The sequence below is a fragment of the Mesorhizobium sp. LMG17149 genome, from assembly GCF_024518695.1.
In the GTDB taxonomy this organism is placed as follows: domain Bacteria; phylum Pseudomonadota; class Alphaproteobacteria; order Rhizobiales; family Rhizobiaceae; genus Mesorhizobium.
In genome coordinates this window covers 198,456-215,820 of record NZ_JANIFL010000009.1, presented here as the reverse complement: position 1 = coordinate 215,820, position 17,365 = coordinate 198,456, and the positions used below count along the sequence as shown (strand labels likewise).

Annotated in this window: 19 protein-coding genes; 9 read left to right on the top strand and 10 right to left on the bottom strand. The window is 62.8% G+C overall.

The annotated features are described in order from the left end of the window. Positions 1-56 precede the first annotated feature (56 nt). Entirely contained in the window at positions 57-1,367 is a 1,311-nt protein-coding gene (locus NP945_RS22175; protein WP_127272177.1) for a hemolysin family protein, read from the top strand. A gap of 27 nt (positions 1,368-1,394) precedes the next feature. Here NP945_RS22175 and NP945_RS22170 read toward each other — a convergent pair whose 3' ends face one another. Next, positions 1,395-1,787, bottom strand: coding sequence for a hypothetical protein (locus NP945_RS22170; RefSeq protein ID WP_256747516.1), 393 nt, complete (start codon positions 1,785-1,787; stop codon positions 1,395-1,397). Position 1,788: 1 nt separating this feature from the next. Then, positions 1,789-2,673, bottom strand: a complete 885-nt coding sequence (locus NP945_RS22165) for an NAD(P)-dependent oxidoreductase (protein WP_256747515.1) — start codon at positions 2,671-2,673, stop codon at positions 1,789-1,791. A 129-nt stretch (positions 2,674-2,802) separates the two neighbouring features. On the opposite strand from NP945_RS22165, the gene NP945_RS22160 reads away from it, so the two are divergent. Continuing rightward, positions 2,803-3,156, top strand: a complete 354-nt coding sequence (locus NP945_RS22160) for a helix-turn-helix domain-containing protein (protein WP_128309195.1) — start codon at positions 2,803-2,805, stop codon at positions 3,154-3,156. Between the two features lie 82 nt (positions 3,157-3,238). Here NP945_RS22160 and NP945_RS22155 read toward each other — a convergent pair whose 3' ends face one another. After that, entirely contained in the window at positions 3,239-3,493 is a 255-nt protein-coding gene (locus tag NP945_RS22155) for a DUF1127 domain-containing protein (RefSeq protein ID WP_127270483.1), read from the bottom strand. A 230-nt stretch (positions 3,494-3,723) separates the two neighbouring features. On the opposite strand from NP945_RS22155, the gene NP945_RS22150 reads away from it, so the two are divergent. Further along, entirely contained in the window at positions 3,724-5,232 is a 1,509-nt protein-coding gene (locus NP945_RS22150; RefSeq protein WP_256747514.1) for a winged helix-turn-helix domain-containing tetratricopeptide repeat protein, read from the top strand. 49 nt (positions 5,233-5,281) lie between these two features. Here NP945_RS22150 and NP945_RS22145 read toward each other — a convergent pair whose 3' ends face one another. After that, positions 5,282-5,821: a CGNR zinc finger domain-containing protein gene (locus NP945_RS22145; RefSeq protein ID WP_256747513.1), complete on the bottom strand. Its 540-nt coding sequence runs from the start codon at positions 5,819-5,821 to the stop codon at positions 5,282-5,284. 171 nt (positions 5,822-5,992) lie between these two features. Here NP945_RS22145 and NP945_RS22140 point away from each other — a divergent pair, with 171 nt between their 5' ends. Further along, positions 5,993-6,901: an alpha/beta fold hydrolase gene (locus tag NP945_RS22140; protein WP_256747512.1), complete on the top strand. Its 909-nt coding sequence runs from the start codon at positions 5,993-5,995 to the stop codon at positions 6,899-6,901. 10 nt (positions 6,902-6,911) lie between these two features. On the opposite strand, the gene NP945_RS22135 is transcribed toward NP945_RS22140, so the two are convergent. Beyond that, entirely contained in the window at positions 6,912-7,838 is a 927-nt protein-coding gene (locus NP945_RS22135) for a DMT family transporter (RefSeq protein WP_256747511.1), read from the bottom strand. A 285-nt stretch (positions 7,839-8,123) separates the two neighbouring features. On the opposite strand from NP945_RS22135, the gene NP945_RS22130 reads away from it, so the two are divergent. Next, positions 8,124-8,933, top strand: coding sequence for an MBL fold metallo-hydrolase (locus NP945_RS22130; protein ID WP_306283246.1), 810 nt, complete (start codon positions 8,124-8,126; stop codon positions 8,931-8,933). 59 nt (positions 8,934-8,992) lie between these two features. Here the strand turns inward: NP945_RS22130 and NP945_RS22125 are convergent, their stop codons facing one another. Further along, positions 8,993-9,598: an NADPH-dependent FMN reductase gene (locus tag NP945_RS22125; RefSeq protein ID WP_127319669.1), complete on the bottom strand. Its 606-nt coding sequence runs from the start codon at positions 9,596-9,598 to the stop codon at positions 8,993-8,995. Between the two features lie 89 nt (positions 9,599-9,687). Between NP945_RS22125 and NP945_RS22120 the strand changes: the two genes are divergently transcribed. Then, complete coding sequence (locus NP945_RS22120) at positions 9,688-10,056, top strand: helix-turn-helix domain-containing protein (protein ID WP_164748987.1); 369 nt, start codon at positions 9,688-9,690, stop codon at positions 10,054-10,056. 149 nt (positions 10,057-10,205) lie between these two features. Here NP945_RS22120 and NP945_RS22115 read toward each other — a convergent pair whose 3' ends face one another. From NP945_RS22115 to NP945_RS22105, 3 genes are all read right to left on the bottom strand, one after another. Continuing rightward, entirely contained in the window at positions 10,206-10,409 is a 204-nt protein-coding gene (locus NP945_RS22115) for a hypothetical protein (protein ID WP_256747510.1), read from the bottom strand. Positions 10,410-10,526: 117 nt separating this feature from the next. After that, on the bottom strand, positions 10,527-10,922 hold the full coding sequence (locus tag NP945_RS22110) for an acyl-CoA thioesterase (protein WP_013530049.1): 396 nt from the start codon (positions 10,920-10,922) through the stop codon (positions 10,527-10,529). 305 nt (positions 10,923-11,227) lie between these two features. Beyond that, complete coding sequence (locus NP945_RS22105; protein ID WP_256747509.1) at positions 11,228-12,169, bottom strand: phosphoribosylaminoimidazolesuccinocarboxamide synthase; 942 nt, start codon at positions 12,167-12,169, stop codon at positions 11,228-11,230. A gap of 205 nt (positions 12,170-12,374) precedes the next feature. On the opposite strand from NP945_RS22105, the gene NP945_RS22100 reads away from it, so the two are divergent. From NP945_RS22100 to NP945_RS22090, 3 genes are read left to right on the top strand one after another with little or no spacing between them, the layout of a single operon-like run. Next, positions 12,375-13,991 (top strand): GMC family oxidoreductase, encoded by a 1,617-nt coding sequence (locus tag NP945_RS22100; RefSeq protein ID WP_256747508.1) that lies wholly within the window; start codon positions 12,375-12,377, stop codon positions 13,989-13,991. Further along, positions 13,988-15,199, top strand: a complete 1,212-nt coding sequence (locus tag NP945_RS22095) for a mandelate racemase/muconate lactonizing enzyme family protein (RefSeq protein ID WP_256747507.1) — start codon at positions 13,988-13,990, stop codon at positions 15,197-15,199. Before NP945_RS22100 ends, NP945_RS22095 begins: the two co-directional genes overlap by 4 nt. Next, the gene (locus NP945_RS22090; RefSeq protein WP_256747506.1) at positions 15,196-16,113 is read left to right on the top strand and encodes an NAD(P)-dependent oxidoreductase; all 918 of its coding nucleotides are present in this window, start codon (positions 15,196-15,198) and stop codon (positions 16,111-16,113) included. Before NP945_RS22095 ends, NP945_RS22090 begins: the two co-directional genes overlap by 4 nt. A 92-nt stretch (positions 16,114-16,205) precedes the next feature. Here the strand turns inward: NP945_RS22090 and NP945_RS22085 are convergent, their stop codons facing one another. After that, positions 16,206-17,144, bottom strand: coding sequence for a diacylglycerol kinase family protein (locus NP945_RS22085; RefSeq protein WP_306283254.1), 939 nt, complete (start codon positions 17,142-17,144; stop codon positions 16,206-16,208). Between the last annotated feature and the right edge of the window lie 221 nt (positions 17,145-17,365).

Sequence of the window (17,365 nt, the reverse complement as noted above, 5' to 3'; positions counted from 1 at the left end):
TCAAAAATCACGTCGGACTATTTTCGAAGACCGCGCCGCAATGCTATTGACCGCTCATGTTATACGTAGAAATCGCTATCGTGGTCGTCCTCATCTGTGTGAACGGCCTTCTGTCGATGTCCGAACTTGCCATCGTCTCGTCGCGACCGGCCCGCCTGAAAGCGATGATCGACCGCGGCATCAATGGCGCCGGCCGCGCGCTCGAGTTGGGTTCCAATCCCGGCAAGTTCCTGTCCTCGGTGCAGATCGGCATCACCCTGGTCGGCGTCCTCTCCGGCGCCTTTTCCGGCGCCACGCTCGGCGAACGGCTGGCGCAGTTCCTGGCCTCGACCGGCATCCGCGAGACCGTCGCCGATCCGCTCGGCGTCGGCATCGTCGTCGCCATCATCACCTATTTCTCGCTGATCGTCGGCGAACTGGTGCCAAAGCAGATCGCGTTGCGTGACCCCGAGCGGGTCGCCGCCAGGGTCGCTCCGGCAATGACCATCCTCGCCACCGTCTCGGCGCCGCTGGTCTTCCTGCTCGATTTCTCCGGCCGCACCATCCTGTGGCTGCTCGGCCAGCGCGGCGAAAGCGAGGAGAAGGTCACCGATGAGGAGATCAAGATGCTGGTCGCCGAGGCCGAGCATCACGGCACCATCGAATCCGACGAGCGGCGCATGATCGCCGGCGTCATGCGGCTTGGCGACCGCGCCGTGCGCGCGGTGATGACGCCGCGCACCGAAGTCGACTGGATCAATCTGCAATCCGACGAGGCGGCCATCCGCAAGCTGCTCATGGAAACCCAGCATTCGCGCCTGCCGGCAGGCGACGGCGGCGTCGACGTCATGGTCGGCGTCGTCCAGACGCGTGACGTGCTGGCCGCACTGCTTGCCGGCCGCGTTCTCGACCCGCGCAGGCATGTGCGCGCAGCCCCCATCGTCTACGACCAGGCCGACGCGCTGGATGTGCTGCAGAAGCTGAAGGAATCCGACGTGCCGATGGCGCTGGTGCATGACGAATACGGCCATTTCGAAGGCATCGTCACCCCGGCCGACATTCTGGAAGCCATCACCGGCGTGTTCCGCGCCGACACCGACGCCGGCGATGAGGAAAACGCGGTCAAGCGCGAGGACGGCTCGTGGCTGCTCGCCGGCTACATGCAGGCCGACGAGATGGCCGACATTCTCGGCATCGACCTGCCGGAAAACCGCGATTACGAAACCGTCGCCGGTTATGTGCTGTCGCACATGCATCATCTGCCGGCGACTGGCGAATGCGTCGACGCGCAGGGCTGGCGCTTCGAGGTGGTCGATCTCGACGGCCGCCGCATCGACAAGCTGATCGCCACCCGCCTGCCCGGCGCCCAACGCGAGGCGGTGCGCTGACATGTTCGAATGTCAGCTCTTGACCGGTTAGCTGACGCCGCCCTCTGCCAGAGATCGAGCTGGTTTCAACAAACCGAAGAAGCCAATGATGCGCGTTATCCGTTTCTGCTCCTCATCCAGAAAAGCGATGTCCAGGCCCTCGGGTAAAGACGAACCGTCAGGCATCACAAACTTCCACGCGAAGCGCGCGACGCCGTGATGAACATCGACGTTGCTGGTCCGCAGAATGCATGCACCCGGATACTCGCTCTGAATTCCTGCAATGTGGGCTAGAAGTTCTTCGGCACCAACGGCGTGAACGGTTGGATCGGTATACGTCGCGCCATCGCTCAAGATCGATAACAGCGACGCCCGCCGCTTCTCGGCGTTTTCGGTGGACCACGATGCACAATACTTATCGATGAGATGCGTCAAAGGCATGCTACTTCCCTGTCGCCAGAAAATTCGAGAGCGCGGCGAAATCATCGTGCAAGTGGCCCGCCGCTATGGCCCGTTTGAATATCGCATCATAACCATCGACTATTGAACGGTCGATTTCGCGGAACTGCATCAACTCCAATAGATGCTGCATTGCGCCGTGGTGCGCCGAGATCGACGAGAGCGTTTCGTTATCGCTGGCAAATCGGCCAGCGCTCGTCCGCTTGATGAGGTCGGTCACCAGGCCGTCAATGACCGGCGCCGTCGCGGACCACTGCCGCGCCAGTTCACCGAGTTCGATCTCTTCGGCCTGCGACACGGCGATCGCATGGAGCGTCCCGAACAGAGCGCCCCACATGATAGCCAGTAGTGCGCTATCGAGCCCGTTCGCACGCCCTGGTTCTTCGCCAACATGCTGAACATTGCCACCCAAAGCGCGAAACACATCGCGGTTCGTGTCGAAAGCCGCCCTTGGCCCGGCAAGCAGGATGGTTCCGGCGTCCGTGCCGATATAATCCGGCGTCGCCATGATCGCGCCATCAAGGTAGCTTGCGCCGTGCTCCCTATACCAATCAGCGGCTTCCCGTGCGCCATTTGGCGTCCCGGAAGTCAACTCCACGATCAGCTTGCCGTGAATGGCTGAGGCGATGGCGTCACTGTGGAGAAGCGCTTTTGTCGCCTCATAGTCGCTGACATTCACAATGATGATCTCGCCTGCGTTCACGGCTTCCTCCACGGAGGACGCGACGATTGCGCCCAGCCTGGCGAGTGGATCGGTCTTCTGTCTGGTTCTGTTCCAGACAGTCGTCGGATATCCCGACTGAAGCAGGCTGCCGGCGAGCGCCGAGCCCATACGGCCCGTTCCAACAACCGTGATTGAAAGCTTCATTCCACACTCCATATCAATTGGCGGCGTCAGACCGCGTTTTGCTGTGATCGTCTTGAGAGGTATGTCAAAACGAGCGGCGCGCGATACGCACCCGGGCGTAAGTGGTCACCAGAAGGTAAGGAACGCGCGATGAACAATTCCGCGGACAATGGCTTTGCAGCGGCCGTCAGGATGGTCGAAGGAAAGTGGAAAGTAGATATCCTTTGCGAACTCGGAACGGCGTCGCGCAGATTTGGTCGATTGAAACAGGCGCTCTCTGGCATCAGTGAAAAGATGCTGGCTCAACAATTGCGAGAACTGGAGGCGGACGGCCTTGTCGACCGCAAGGTCTTTTCCGTGGTTCCAGCGAAGGTAGTCTATTCGCTGACAGAACGCGGCGCGGCGCTCAACGCAGCAGCAGGTTCACTATGTCTGTGGGCCGAGCAATTCGGCCTGCCCGGCTGCACTCAGATTGCCAATGGCGTACATATGGATGCGCTCTGATGCATGTCGCCCAAAGCGACCTCGGTTTGGGCGCCCATCGCGAGGCGGTGCGCTGACGCCCGACGCAATTGCGGCATTCGCTCTATCGTTCCCAGAAGGGCTTGGCGATCTCTCCCTCGACCTGCTGTATCGTCAGGCCGATATCGTCGATCAGATGCGGATTGTCCTTCGACATCTGCCTGAGTTGCCAGCGAAAGCGTATCCGTTCGCGCCAGGTCCGATCGTGCCAACTCGCTATGATGCTTCGCAGGGTCTTCAGGAGCCGGCGCGATGCCGGCCGCACGGGCGTTCCCGCTCGCGCTGCACAACGCTGGGCTGATGCAAGTGTATTGGTCATGGCAACCTCCATATGGTTTGAGGGCCTGGGGCTCTCGATGAGGTTGAATTCTGCGCGATACGGACGGAGCCGTAATTAAGCCCTCCCAAATAGTTCTCAAAACTTCCAAACGAGCTAGAGCAGTTCACCGGCTCACGAAACCGGAAAACTACTCTAACCCTTTGTTTTGACGCAATTCCGAACAGAAAACCGCTTCACACTTTTCCTGGAATTGCTCTATAGATGCGCCTATGCAGGGATCGCGTTTTGCCTTTGGTCCGTTCGTGCTTGATCCGGGTGCGGGAACGCTGCTTCGGAACGACGTCCCCGTTGCCGTTGGCTATCGCGGGCTGAGCCTGCTTGCAGCACTCGTCGGGCGGCCCGGTGAAATCTTGGGGAAGGCCGAGTTGATGGACGCCGCATGGCCGGGCACGGCCGTGGAGGAAGGCAATCTCACCGTCCAGATCGCGCAGTTGCGCAAGCTGCTTGGTCCTGTCGGCGAGAACGGCGAATGGATATCCACCGTTCCGCGCGTCGGCTACCGTTTCACGGGGGCCGTCGAACAGCTCGGCGAGGCCAAGCGAAAACCCTTGCCGCTGCCCGACAAACCATCGATAGCCGTGCTGCCCTTCGTCAATTTCAGCAACGATCCCGAGCAGGATTCCTTCGTGGACGGATTGACCGAAGACCTCATCACCGACCTGTCCAGGATCTCCGGCCTGTTCGTCATCGCCCGCAACTCGACCTTTGCCTACAAGGGAAAAGCGATGGACGTGCGCGAGATCGCCGGGGATCTTGGCGTGCGCTACCTGCTGGAAGGCAGCGCAAGACGCGCCGCGGGGCGCGTGCGCATCAACGCACAGCTGGTCGACGCGATGAGCGGCGATCATCTGTGGGCGGAACGCTTCGATCGCGGCCTGGACGATATCTTTGCCGTTCAGGACGAGGTGACGGCCAAGATCGTGGAAGCGCTGCTTGGCCGGCTGCGCGCGCCGCCGCCGCGCAATCGGCCGCGAAATCTGGAGGCCTATGACCTCTGCGTGCGGGCGCGCAAGCTGATCGACGACTCGCCGCAGATGGCGCAGGAAGCGCATCTGATGCTGACGCGCGCGGTGTCGCTCGATCCTGATTACGCCGAGCCCTATCGCTGGCTTGCCATGAACCACTGGATGGGACGGGTGCATTGGGGCGGACCAACCGAGGCTGCCCGCAGCGTTGCCCTGGAGCTGGCGCGCAAGGCCGTGGCGATCGATCCCAACGATGCCGGCTGTCGCTGGATCCTGGCTTATCTGCTTGCCTATGAGCGCAGTTTCACTGAAGCGGATGCGGAATTCGCCAAGGCGATCGAGCTCGACCCGAACGAGGCCGACACCTGGGCGGCATTGTCCGACATCGCGGTCCTGGCTGGACGGGTCGAAGAAGGCCTCGAGCACATCGGCAAGGCGTTCCGGCTGAACCCGTTTCCGGCGAGCTGGTACTATCTGACGCTCGGCCAGGCGCAATATGCGGCGCGCGACTACCAAGCCGCTATCGAGACGTTGCGCCGTGACGAGACCTATCGCACAAGCTCACGCCGTTTCCTGGCCGCCAGCCTGGCGCAACTCGGCCGGCTCGAAGAAGCGCGCTCGGAGGCCGAGCTGTTCCTCGTCGGCAACCCGCATTTCACAACCCATCACTGGGCGACGACCGAGCCATTCCGCGACGCCGCTACGCTCGAGCATTTCGTCGATGGTTTTCGCAAGGCCGGTCTTCCGGAGTGACGCGCCGGCATCCGCCCTGCCCGCAGCAAGCGACGTGGCTAACCCCGGTCTAGGCATGGGCATGACCTCGGTGGCGCGAGACCTTCTCGCGGTTACCGCAGGTGCGCATGCTGCACCAGCGCCGCTTGCCGCCTCGCGACGTATCGAGGAAAAGCCAGCCACAGCGAGGGCAGGAATGCAGCCTGTCGCGCGGCAGGGTGAAGAACGCGGCGATGGACAGCATGGCCAGCAAGGCGGTGACGGCGTCCGGGTCCCGCCACCGGGCAAGGGCAAGCTTCGGCCTGGTGCGATCCAGCTCGATGGAGCCGGCAGCAAGCGAGCTTGCCGTGCGCGAGAACAACAGGCCAAGCGGTTCGACCGCAGACGGTTTGCCCGCGGCGATTGGCTCGAAAATCTGAAATGACGCCTCCCGCATTTCGCGGACCCCTTCCACGAACCGTCCATCCGCTATCTCGGCGACTGCCTGCGCCTGGCGATCGTCGGCAAGCCCTGAGGCGCTGAACCAGTTCGCAACATCCCGGACGGATTTGAAGAGTTCATTGTCTGCTGCCGGCGCCCGCCGGTCGAACACGGCGTTCGACAGGTCCAAAGCGGGATGCCCGCCTATGAAGTGATCCGGCATCCATTCGGTGTATGCATCGCCCATGGAACATAACCTCATTAACCGCATTATACGGTTACATGTAACCACTATCACAGGGATATGTGGTGTCAAACCCATAGCACCGCCAGGTCGGCGCGGACCACTGGGAGAGAGAGGATGTGCAGCAATCGTTACAAGACCCGCCACGAAACCATCAATGTCGACGGCCTCGACATCTTCTACCGTCATGCCGGCGACCCCGGCAGACCGGCAATCCTGCTGCTGCACGGATATCCGACCTCGTCGCACGTCTATCGCAATGTCATCGAACCGCTGGCGGAGACAGCCTATGTGGTGGCGCCGGACCTGCCCGGTTTCGGCTTTTCGTCCGCCCCGTCCATCGATGCCTATGACTACACGTTCGAAAACCTGGCCAACACGATCGAAGCCTTCATCGAGGCTCTCGGCCTCCAGCGATTCTTCCTCTACGTCACTGACTTCGGCACGCCCGTCGGCTACCATCTCGTCACACGGCGGCCGGATCGCATCCTCGGCCTGATCGCGCAGGACGGCAATGCTCATGACGAGGGGCTGGGACCGGAATGGGACGCGCCGAAGGCGTTCTTCGCCGAACCGACTGAAGAAAACCGCGCCAAACTGCCGGACTGGATGAATTTCGAGGGGACCCGAAACCAATATATCGGCGGTCTCCCCGAGCGTCTGAAGGTGTTGTTTCCGCCCGAGGGTTGGTATCTCGATACGGAGCGCCTGGCGAGGCCCGGCAACACCGACATTCAGTTCGAACTCTTCACCGATTATGGCTCGCACATCGCCCGCTTCCCGGCCATCCAGGCCTATCTCCGCGACCAACAGCCAGCATGCCTCGTGCTGTGGGGACGGCATGACGCCTTCTTCGCGCTGGACGAGATCATGGCCTACAGCCGCGACCTCGACGCGGTGGAAATCCATGTCTTTGAGAGCGGACACATGCTTCTCGAAACGCATCATCGCCAATGCGCGGCTCTCATCGCTCACTTCATGCACGAGGTGGAGACTGGGGTATTCCGAGATCCTGCAGGACGTTGACCGTCGACGCTCAAACCGCCACTTCGATGGGCTCGGCAAGCCTGGGATTGGCCCGCGCGGCGATCAGGCAGCCGGCAACGATCAGGCACGCTCCGGTCAAGGTGGTCCAGGTCGCCTCCTCGCCGAAGAAGAACCAGCCGAGCGCGACCGCCCAGATGAAGGCCGAGTATTCCGTCGGGATCAGATATTGCGCTTCGGCCCGGGCGTAGGACCAGCTCATCAGAAATTGCCCGGCGAGCGACAGCACCGTCACCCCGGCCAAAGGAAGCCACAGATCGCTCGGCAGGGCGACGGCGAGCCAGGGTGCCGCGAGGCCGAGCAGGATGGCAACGCAAAGGTTCTGGAACAGCATGATCTCGATCGGCTTGGCCAACTGCGCCTGTTGCCGGGCCAGGATCAGATTGTAGCCGTAGAACACCGTCGATACGAGCACCGCTGCCGTGCCGAGCATGGCGTCTTGCGAATAGTCTGTCTTCCCGAACTGGCCGGCCATGATGATGGCGACGCCGGCGATGCCGGCCAACGATGCCCAGACAGCCTGGCGCCGGATCCGTTCGCCCAGCAGCAGCGCGGCGAGAAACAGGGCAAACAAGGGCGCCACGAAACTGAGCCCGATCGCCTCCGCGAGCGGCAGCCTGGCCAAGCCCCAGAAGAAGGATATCAGGACGATGCCGACAACCGCGGCACGCAGCGCATGCAGCCTCAGCACCGGAATGGTTGGCTTTAAGCGTGGTCCCGCCAACCAGGCCGCGCCCGCGACCACGGCCGCGACCATGCTGCGCCACAGCAAGGTGTTGTAGACGCCGACCGCGATGACCAGGATCTTCATCGCCGCATCCATCCCGGACAGCAGGAAGATCGCAAGCGCGCAAACGAGCACCGGGATCATCGGGGAAACGGCGCCGGTCAGGCTGGATGTCTTCACGGCTTCACTCATGTGACGGATTGCAGCCGGATATATCAGGCCACAGGGCGCGACCAGATGGCAGTCCCGTCGATGTAGCAGTCCAACCCCGATTGGCGTCGTGTCCGCGGCTATCGCGACATCAGGGTATCAGCATCATGCCGACGCGTTGAACGAGGCGGACCGCCTCGCCGACTGCATCATCCGGCCACGGCAGGCGACGCACGCACACGTGGCATAGATCGAATTGGTGGGGCAGGTTGCCGACGCGGCTGGCCCGTCGCATGTTGTCGATTGTTTACAGACGGATCGGAAAAAATGCACCGCATAGCTTCAGGCGGCCTTTATCAGACCTACAATCTTGGTGACTTGCGCATCACCTCCTTGCGCGATGGCTATGTCGACATGCCGATCGGACGGCTTCGGCAACGCGGCGACAAGCCATTTGGCGATGAATTGCCGCAACAAGTCGCGTTGGTTGGCGGTCAGCTCAGGCTTTCCGTCAATGCCTTCGCGATTGACGATGGAAACGGGATCATGCTGATCGATACCGGCGCCTCGAACGCCTGGCATCCGACCATGGGCCGACTTCCCGAGGCACTGGACGAAGCTGACATCGATGCCGGACGAGTCCGTACCGTCTGCTTCACCCACACGCATCTCGACCACATCCATGGTCTTGTGCTTGCCGACGGCCGCGACGCTTTCCCGCGCCTGACGCGCTTGCTCGTTCCCGCGGAAGAACTCGGCTTTTTTCGCGCCGAAGCGCGGCTCGAACGATTTCACGGCATGGCGGAACCCTTCGAAGCCGGAGACCGTATCGGGACACATGTCGACATTGTCGACGCTCATGGCCATGAAGCGGGACACAGCTGCTTTCGTGTTTCTGGCGGCGGCGAACGCCTTTTGATTTGGGGCGACACCGTTCACGTCCCATCGCTTCAGTTCGATCGGCCTGAGGTGACGTGGGAATTCGATGCAGATCAGGACCAGGCGCGCGAAAGCCGGTTGCGGTTGCTGGCGGTTGCTGCCGACGATCATTGTTTCGTTGCCGGCGCGCATCTGGATTCGCCCGGCATCGGCCGCGTCGTCCGATCCGGCGCCAGCTTTCGATTCGAGCCGCTATAATTGAAAAGGGCGGCGCAAGCGCCGCCCCATATCCTTGGGAGGATAATTCGAACCGGCGGTCAGGCCGCCTTGACTTCCTCGGCGACGGCGTCGGCCTGACGCGCTGCCTTGAGCACCTTGGCCCACCACGCAACATCGTTGACCAGCGCCGTGGCGGCCTGGTTCAGATGCTCGAGATCTTCCAGCTTCTTCTCGCCTTGGCGGACAGCGAGGAAATCGCCCCAGGCGATATGGACGGCCGACTTGACCGGCGCCATCTGCAATTCGACGGCATACAGTCTAAGCTGTTCGACGGCACGCGAGCCACCGACGCTTCCATAACCGACGAAGCCGGCCGACTTCTTGTTCCATTCATTGGCGGCGTAGTCGATGGCGTTCTTCAGCACGGCCGTCGGGCCATGATTGTACTCGGCGGCGGTGAAGATGAAGCCGTCGAATTCAGCGACCTTCTTCTGCCAGCGCTGTGCCACTTCGTTCTGCGACGGCGCCCAGGCGGAGGATGCGACCTCGTCGAAGAACGGCAGCGGGAAGTCGCGCAGGTCGACGATCTCGACATCGATGTCGGCATGCGACTTGGCGATCTTGGCGATCCACTGGGTTGGCACATCGGCGAAACGAGCGGCGCGCGTCGATCCGACGACGATGGCAATTTTGGGTTTGGACATAAGGGCTCTCCTTGCACGAAGTACTGGTATCATTTGGATACCTGCGCTATATGAGATACTGCAAACGCGATGCACAAGAAGGCACTTTTTTGTTACCGAGGCACCCACACCGCTCCGAAGACTGCCGCGCTATCTCGGAAATCCTGCAGCGCGTCGGCGATAAATGGACCGTTCTGGTCGTCGGCAAGCTGGGCGACGGACCGCTGCGTTTCAACGAATTGCGCGCAGCCGTCGGCGGCATCTCGCAGAAGATGCTGACCACCACCTTGCGTGGTCTCGAGCGCGACGGCTTCGTCACCCGCACCGTGTTTCCAACCATTCCGCCGCGCGTCGATTATGAGCTGACCGAGCTCGGCCACGAGCTGCTGATACCCGTCAGCGCACTGAGCGAATGGGCACGCGCGAACACCATGCGCGTCAAGGCGGCGCGCGAAAAATTCGACGACGCCCGCGTCTGAAACCCTTGCGCTGCAAGGGATTCAGACCCGCACGCAACTCCGGCTTGCCTGATCGGAAAATTCTATCTCGGCGGCGCGGATCGTTGCCCGGATGCACGCGCCGTTTGGCTGGCGGGTTGCCGCTCATGCCGTCCGCTGACGGCTGCCGCTCAGGCTCCTGACGTGCTGCTATCGCATCGCGCGGCGGCACAGGTATCACACCGTGCGCCCTGCTCGGCGGAAGCCTTGTGCCCATGCGTGCAGGCAATGCGCGAGATGTCTTCCTTCACCTCCGCGTAAGCGGTCACGCCGAGCAGGCAGGTCGTCGCGACCAAGGCTGCCACGAGCCAACCGTTCAGCAGATGTTGACGCATTGTCTCTCCTCCGATTGCAGCAGGATCGGGCATGGAGGCAACCATTGGATGTCGCGAAACGGGTCCGCTACACGGCTCCAGTTACAAACGGCCATGCGTGGGAGAAGACGGCTTGCGTCAGCCTTCGGCGGGAACCGCTTTCGGCTTGCCCTCGCCATCCAGCGCCACCATGACGAAATCGGCATGGGTGACCTTCTCCATCAGGTCGGAGAGGTAGCGCTGCGCCCAGGCCTCGACCTTGAGCGTCATCGAAGTGCGGCCGACGCGCTCGACATGGGTGTAGATGCACAGCGTGTCGCCGATCTTCATCGGCTTGGCGAAGGACATCTCTTTCACCGCCGCCGTCACCACGCGGCCCTTGGCGCGCTCGGCGGCGCGGATGCCGCAGGCCAGATCCATCTGCGCCATCACCCAGCCGCCGAAAATGTCGCCGGCCGCATTGGCATCCGAAGGCATGGCCAGGGTGCGCAGCGTCAGATCGCCAAGCGGCCGTCCTTCAGCGTAGTGCACCATGCGAGAAATCCTTCGAGACCGGCTGCCCTCGATCCCGTATCGTCACGGCGCCCGAAGGTCAACGCGCCACGCCATGGGCACGAGGCTCCAAAGCTTTTCGCGATAGGAATTTTTTCTTGACTCGGTGCCCTCAGCTATGGTACATTTTTGCCTATGGTGCTGATTTGCGCCAGTGACCCGCCCGCACAGGCGGGTTTTTCGTTTGATGCACCGTCAGCCGACGCGCCGGCGAAAGGCTCCGTTAACCCGAGTTCGTAGACCCCTGGGCATGGCGTTGGGGAAGACGGCAGTTCGCATCACCCCGGCTAGAAATAGCGCCTGAGGTTCGAGCGAATGCGATCGAGCACGCTATCCCCGGAAAGGTCCGGAGAAAATTCCTTGCCGGTGATCGCCTCATAAGCCTGCGCGTAAACCCGCGAGGCCTGTTCGACGATCTCGTCGGGTATCTCTGGAATCGGGTCGCTATAGGGATCGCACCGCGCCGAGACCCACGAGCGGATGAAATCCTTGTCGAAACTCTCCGGCCGGCTGCCGCTGGCGACAGCCTGTTCGTAACTCGATGCGATCCAATACCGGCTGCTGTCCGGGGTGTGGATTTCATCGGCAAGAATGATGGTCCCGTCCTTGTCGGTGCCGAATTCGTACTTCGTGTCGGCCAGGATCAGGCCGCGCTCAGTGGCGCGCTGCTGGCCGCGGGCGAACAGCCGCAAGGCGTAGTCCGATACGGTATCCCACTGCGCCTGTGAGAGAAGGCCCTGTTCGAGGATCTCCGCTTTGGACAGCGGTTCGTCATGGCCGCCATGCGCGGCCTTGCTGGTCGGCGTGATGATCGGCTCCGCCAGTCTTTCATTGTCGCGCAGGCCATCCGCCAGGCGGATGCCGTACATGTCACGGTCACCGCGCTTGTAGCGGGTCAGGATCGAGGTGCTGGTGGTTCCGGCCAGATAGCCGCGCACGACAATCTCGACCGGCAGGATGTCGAGCCTTGTGCCGACGACGACGTTCGGGTCGGGGTATTCGAGAACATGGTTCGGGCAGATGTCGGCGGTTTCCTCGAACCAGTAGCGCGCCGTCTGGGTCAGGATCTCGCCCTTGTAGGGGATCGAAGTCAGGATGATGTCGAAGGCACTGAGCCGGTCGGTGGCGATGATGATGCGCCGGCCATCCGCAAGGTCGTAGTTCTCGCGGACCTTGCCGCTGTAGTGGCCCGGCAGTTCGGGGATGAACGCGTCAGGAAGGGTCCGCATATAATTTCCTGCCTTCCGCAGAGTGGCCGATCCCATCGCATAAGCTGTCGCCCCGGTGCATATCAAGCGCGATCGTCGGGAATCCCCGTAAACTAGGCCAGTTCGGCGGTCGCTTTTTTCACAACTGATGCCGGATGGCGCGGCGACTTCGGAATGCCGTCGCGTCTAGGCTGCAGCCAATCTTTCGGAGCCTCCCATTTCCATCATGCAGACCTATGATTTCATCATCGTCGGCTCCGGCTCGGCCGGCTCGGTCCTGGCCGAAAAACTCTCGGCCTCGGGGCGCTTCTCGGTGCTGGTGCTGGAGGCGGGCGGCACCGACCGCCGCTTCTACGTGCAGATGCCGCTCGGCTACGGCAAGACCTTCTTCGATCCCGACGTCAACTGGAACTACAAGGCCGAGCCGGACCCGGGCCTCGCCGGCAATTCCGATCACTGGCCGCGCGGCAAGCTGCTCGGCGGTTCGAGCTCGATCAACGCCATGGTCTGGATCAGGGGCGCGCGCGAGGATTTCGATGCCTGGGCAGCCGCCGGCAATCCCGGCTGGGGCTATGACGATCTGCTTCCCACCTTCAAGGCGCTCGAGGACAACCAGGCCGGCGCCGATGCATGGCGCGGCACAGGCGGCCCGTTGCACGTCACCGACTGTTCAAACGCCGTCCATCCGCTGACCAGGCGCTATCTGGCCGCCGGCCAGCAGGCCGGCCTGCCGCTTAACCCGGATTTCAACGGCGCTGCGCAGGAAGGCGTCGGCGTCTACCAGATCTCGACCCGCAACGGCCGCCGCATGTCGGCCGCGCGCGCCTTCCTGCGCCCGGCGATGAAGCGTGCAAATGTCCGCGTCGAAATGAAGGCGCTGGCGACCAGGGTGCTGTTCGAGGGCAAGCGCGCCGTCGGCGTCGAGTATCAGCAAAGCGGCGAGACGAAGACGGCGCGTGCCGGCCGCGAAATCATCCTGTCGGGCGGCTCGGTCAACTCGCCGCAATTGCTGCAGCTGTCCGGCATCGGCCCATCCGCCCTGCTCAAAGGCCTGGGCATCCCGATCGTCCACGCCAACGAGAATGTCGGCGCGCATCTGCAGGACCATGTCGGCATCAACTACACCTTCAAGGGCAAGTTGCCGACGCTCAACCAGACGCTGCGCCCCTGGTGGGGTAAGCTGCTGGTCGGCATGCAGTATATCCTGACCCGTTCGGGCCCGCTGTCGCTGTCGATGAACAATGCCGGCGGCTTCTTCCGCACCGACCCTGCGGCGACGCGGCCCAACATGCAGCTCTATTTCCAGGCCTTCTCGACCGTCATTCCCAAGAGCGGCGAGCGCCCGATCCTGACGCCGGACCCATGGCCGGGCTTTTCCATCGGCCTGTCCAATTGCCGGCCGTCGAGCCGTGGAGAGATCATGATCCGCTCGGCCAATCCGCGCGACTACCCCAGGATAACGGCCAATGCCTACTCCACCAATGCCGATGTCGAGGAGATGCTGGCAGCGGTGAAATTCGTGCGCAAGATCGCTTCGATGCCCGCCATGGCCGAGATCATCGAGGAAGAGGTCCTGCCCGGCCCGTCGATCACCTCGGACGCCGATCTGGTCCAGGATTTCCGGAAGCGCTCGGGCACCGTCTATCACCCGGTCTCGACCTGCCGCATGGGGCCGGATCCCGCGCGCGCCGTCGTCGACCCGCGCCTCAAGGTCCATGGCCTCGAAGGCCTGCGCGTCATCGACGCCTCGATCTTTCCCGACAACATCACCGGCAACACCAACGCCGCCTCGATCATGACCGGTTGGAAGGGCGCCGAACTGGTTCTGGAGGACCAAAAATGAAGATCACCGACGTCAAGACCTGGGTTGTCGGCAATCCGCCGCCCGGCATCGGCGGCAAGTATTTCATTTTCGTCAAGCTGACCACCGACGGCGGCGTCGTCGGCTATGGCGAGGCCTACAACGCCACCTTCTCGGCCAATGTTACCGCCCGCATGGTCGAGGACATGGCCGAGCGCTATCTCATCGGCCGCGATCCGCACGACATCGAGAACTTCTTCCGCCGCGCCTATTCGTCGGGCTTCACCCAGCGGCCCGACGTGACCGGCATGGGCTGCTTCTCGGCGCTGGAAATGGCCTGCTGGGACATTATCGGCAAGGAAGCCGACAAGCCGGTCTACAAATTGCTCGGAGGCCAGGTGCACGAGACGCTGCGCTCCTACACCTATCTCTACCCGCACACCGGCAGCGTCCATTCCGAGGATGCGCACGGCAAGAACGTCTACAACGACCCCGATCTCGCCGCTGCCTGCGCGCTCGAATATGTCGAGCAGGGTTTCAATGCCGTCAAGCTCGACCCGGCAGGCCCCTACACCGCCTTCGACGGCCATCAGCCGCGCCTTGTCGATATCGACCTGTCCACCCGCATGATCAAGGCAATCCGCGAGGCGGTCGGCACCCGCGCCGACATCCTGTTCGGCACGCACGGCCAGTTCACCGCCTCCGGGGCGCTGCGCATGGCGCGCGCCATCGAACCCTATGATCCCTTGTGGTTCGAGGAACCGGTGCCGCCGGACATGCCGGAGGTGATGGCGCAAGTAGCCCGCGCGACCTCGATCCCGATCGCCACCGGCGAACGGCTGACGACCAAATTCGAGTTCGCCCGCGTCATCGAGAACCGCGCCGCGACCATCCTGCAGCCGGACCTCGGCCGCTCCGGCGGCATTCTCGAAACCAAGAAGATCGCCGCCATGGCCGAGGCCTACCACATCCAGATCGCCCCGCATTGCTATTGCGGGCCGATCGTCGGTGCGGCCAACATCCAGCTCGCGGTGACACTGCCCAACTTCCTCATCCTGGAATCGCTGAAGCAGTGGGACGGTTTCCACGCCACGCTCTTGAAGAAGAAGATCGAGTGGCAGGACGGCAAAATCATCCCCTCGAAGGAGCCCGGCCTCGGCGTCGAGCTCAATGAGACCGTCTGCGACGCGCATCCCTATACGGGCAAGGACCTGCATCTGCAGATGATGCAAACGCCGCTGATGCCATGAGCGAAAGCTACGCCTTCATCGGTCTCGGCCATCTCGGCAGCAACCTTGCCGCCAGCCTGGTCCGCAACGGCTTTGCCATCACCGTCTTCGACCGCGATCCCGCCGCCGTCGAACGACTGGTGGCGCTCGGCGCCACCGCTGCAGACAGCCCGGCCGAGGCCGCCGCACGGGCCGGCAACGCCATCTCCTGCCTGCCCTCTCCGAAGGTCAGCGAAGCCGTGCTGGCGGGCGCTGATGGTCTGCTGGAGGGCCTGCCCGCAGGCGGCACCTGGATCGAGATGTCGACCAACGGCCGCGACGAGATTCTTCGCCTCGCCGCCCTCGCCTCGGCCAAGGGCGTCGAGACGCTGGAATGCCCGGTCACAGGTGGCGTGCATCTGGCGGCGGCCGGAAAGATCACCGCGCTGGTCGGCGGCGATCCAGCGCTCTACGGACGTCATCGCCTAGCCATCGAGGCGATGTGCGCAAAGTCGTTCCTGATGGGTCCGGTCGGCTCGGCGGCGGTGATCAAGGTGATCACCAACATGCTCGCCTTCATCCATCTCGTCGCCGCCGGCGAGGCGCTGATGCTGGCCAAACAGGGCGGGCTCGACCTCGCCCAGTCCTATCACGCCATATCAGCCTCCTCCGGCAACAGCTTCGTCCACGAGACCGAAAGCCAGCTCGTTCTCAACGGCTCCTACGACATCGGCTTCACCATGGATCTGGCGCTGAAGGACCTCGGCTTCGCGCTGGCGATGGGCGAACAGTCCGGCGTGCCGCTTGAACTGGCATCGCGCGTCAACGCGATTTTTCAGCAAGGCAAGGCCGCCTATGGCGGCGGCGCCTGGTCGACCCAGATCGTCAAATTGTTGGAAGATGCCGTCGGCACCGACCTGCGCGCGCCTGGCTTTCCCGCAAAGCTGGAAATCTGAGGCGGCTAAATTTTACAAACGATTTTATGGCATTGAGCGGACCACCGGATTCATGCCCGCAGCTGCCTGCATCAATTCCTTAACGGCCTGAATCAATACCTTAAGGTCAGCGCACCGGGCAGAATCTCGAAGGTCGCGGGTATGCATCCCGGCGACTCGCCGTCTATGTCGACCAGCGCGCCGTTCTTCTCTAAGTCGCCGAGCGGTTCGACCACCACTTTCCGGCCGCGCAGGATGGTGATCGCAGGATGATTGCGATGCCGGCCGCCATAGAGCAGCCGGATGTCCCAAATCAGCTTCAGCTTACCGGCCGCGCGCAGGATGACGATGTCGAACTGCCCGTCGGTCAGGTCGGCGTCCGGCGCGATCATCATGCCGCCGCCGAAGAACTTTCCATTGGCCACCGCCACCAGCGCCATGCGCGCTTCGACCGGCGTGCCGTCGTCGACGGTGATCCTGACGTCCTGGAAGCGGTAGCGGATGAACTCGACCACGGTGCGCCACAGGAACAGCGCTTTGGCTGACATCCTGCCCTTGCGCTTATCGGCATTGACGGCGCGGTCAGTGGCGCCGGAAAGCCCCAGGCTGGCGATGTTGATGAAGTGCCGGCTGGCCAGCGCGCCATGATCGTCGATGTAGCAGATGCGCCCGGCATCGACCTGGCGGGGCTTGGCCTCGGCGATCCGCTTCAGCACGGCATCGACCTTTTTCGGCAGACCTAGCCCACGCGCGAAATCGATGCCGGTACCGCATGGCAAGAGCCCAAGCTCGGTGGTCCGGCCGCTTTCCCTGGACGCTTGCAGCAGCCCGTCGGCCACTTCGCTGGCGGTGCCGTCGCCGCCGGCCGCGATCACCAGGTCGAAGCCAATCAGTGCGAGATCGATTGCCAGCCTTTCGGCGTCACCTTCGGCCTGCGTCTCGCGCAGCTCGAATTCGCCAAAATGCTTTTTCAGCGACAAGGCGACATCAGGCCAATGCCGTTTCAGCCGGCCCCCACCGGCAATCGGGTTGAGAACCACTCCGACTTTCAAATACCCGCCCTCCCCGGCGCCGGACATGCAGGTCCGATCCTTTGCCGGCATTGAAGCCCGCGCCCACCGGCGGAGCAAGGGGCGCTGTCGGCTCGTACGCAAAAAAGCGGGCGGGCTGTCTAACGCAGCCGGCGCTCGAATTCCCAGGGTTGTGGCAAACGATCCCCGATAATCCCGCTATCCACAGGCCTCAGGTCATTCCCCGGGACCCTTACCCGGCG

Coding starts and splice junctions, on each gene's coding strand:
- NP945_RS22110 (WP_013530049.1), bottom strand. CDS start 10,922: ATGGTGCACTACGCTGAAGGACGGCCGCTTGGCGATCTGACGCTGCGC.
- NP945_RS22160 (WP_128309195.1), top strand. CDS start 2,803: ATGAACAATTCCGCGGACAATGGCTTTGCAGCGGCCGTCAGGATGGTC.
- NP945_RS22135 (WP_256747511.1), bottom strand. CDS start 7,838: ATGAGTGAAGCCGTGAAGACATCCAGCCTGACCGGCGCCGTTTCCCCG.
- NP945_RS22175 (WP_127272177.1), top strand. CDS start 57: ATGTTATACGTAGAAATCGCTATCGTGGTCGTCCTCATCTGTGTGAAC.
- NP945_RS22125 (WP_127319669.1), bottom strand. CDS start 9,598: ATGTCCAAACCCAAAATTGCCATCGTCGTCGGATCGACGCGCGCCGCT.
- NP945_RS22170 (WP_256747516.1), bottom strand. CDS start 1,787: ATGCCTTTGACGCATCTCATCGATAAGTATTGTGCATCGTGGTCCACC.
- NP945_RS22155 (WP_127270483.1), bottom strand. CDS start 3,493: ATGACCAATACACTTGCATCAGCCCAGCGTTGTGCAGCGCGAGCGGGA.
- NP945_RS22165 (WP_256747515.1), bottom strand. CDS start 2,673: ATGAAGCTTTCAATCACGGTTGTTGGAACGGGCCGTATGGGCTCGGCG.
- NP945_RS22105 (WP_256747509.1), bottom strand. CDS start 12,169: ATGCGGACCCTTCCTGACGCGTTCATCCCCGAACTGCCGGGCCACTAC.
- NP945_RS22115 (WP_256747510.1), bottom strand. CDS start 10,409: ATGCGTCAACATCTGCTGAACGGTTGGCTCGTGGCAGCCTTGGTCGCG.
- NP945_RS22095 (WP_256747507.1), top strand. CDS start 13,988: ATGAAGATCACCGACGTCAAGACCTGGGTTGTCGGCAATCCGCCGCCC.
- NP945_RS22090 (WP_256747506.1), top strand. CDS start 15,196: ATGAGCGAAAGCTACGCCTTCATCGGTCTCGGCCATCTCGGCAGCAAC.
- NP945_RS22140 (WP_256747512.1), top strand. CDS start 5,993: ATGTGCAGCAATCGTTACAAGACCCGCCACGAAACCATCAATGTCGAC.
- NP945_RS22130 (WP_306283246.1), top strand. CDS start 8,124: ATGCACCGCATAGCTTCAGGCGGCCTTTATCAGACCTACAATCTTGGT.
- NP945_RS22100 (WP_256747508.1), top strand. CDS start 12,375: ATGCAGACCTATGATTTCATCATCGTCGGCTCCGGCTCGGCCGGCTCG.
- NP945_RS22150 (WP_256747514.1), top strand. CDS start 3,724: ATGCAGGGATCGCGTTTTGCCTTTGGTCCGTTCGTGCTTGATCCGGGT.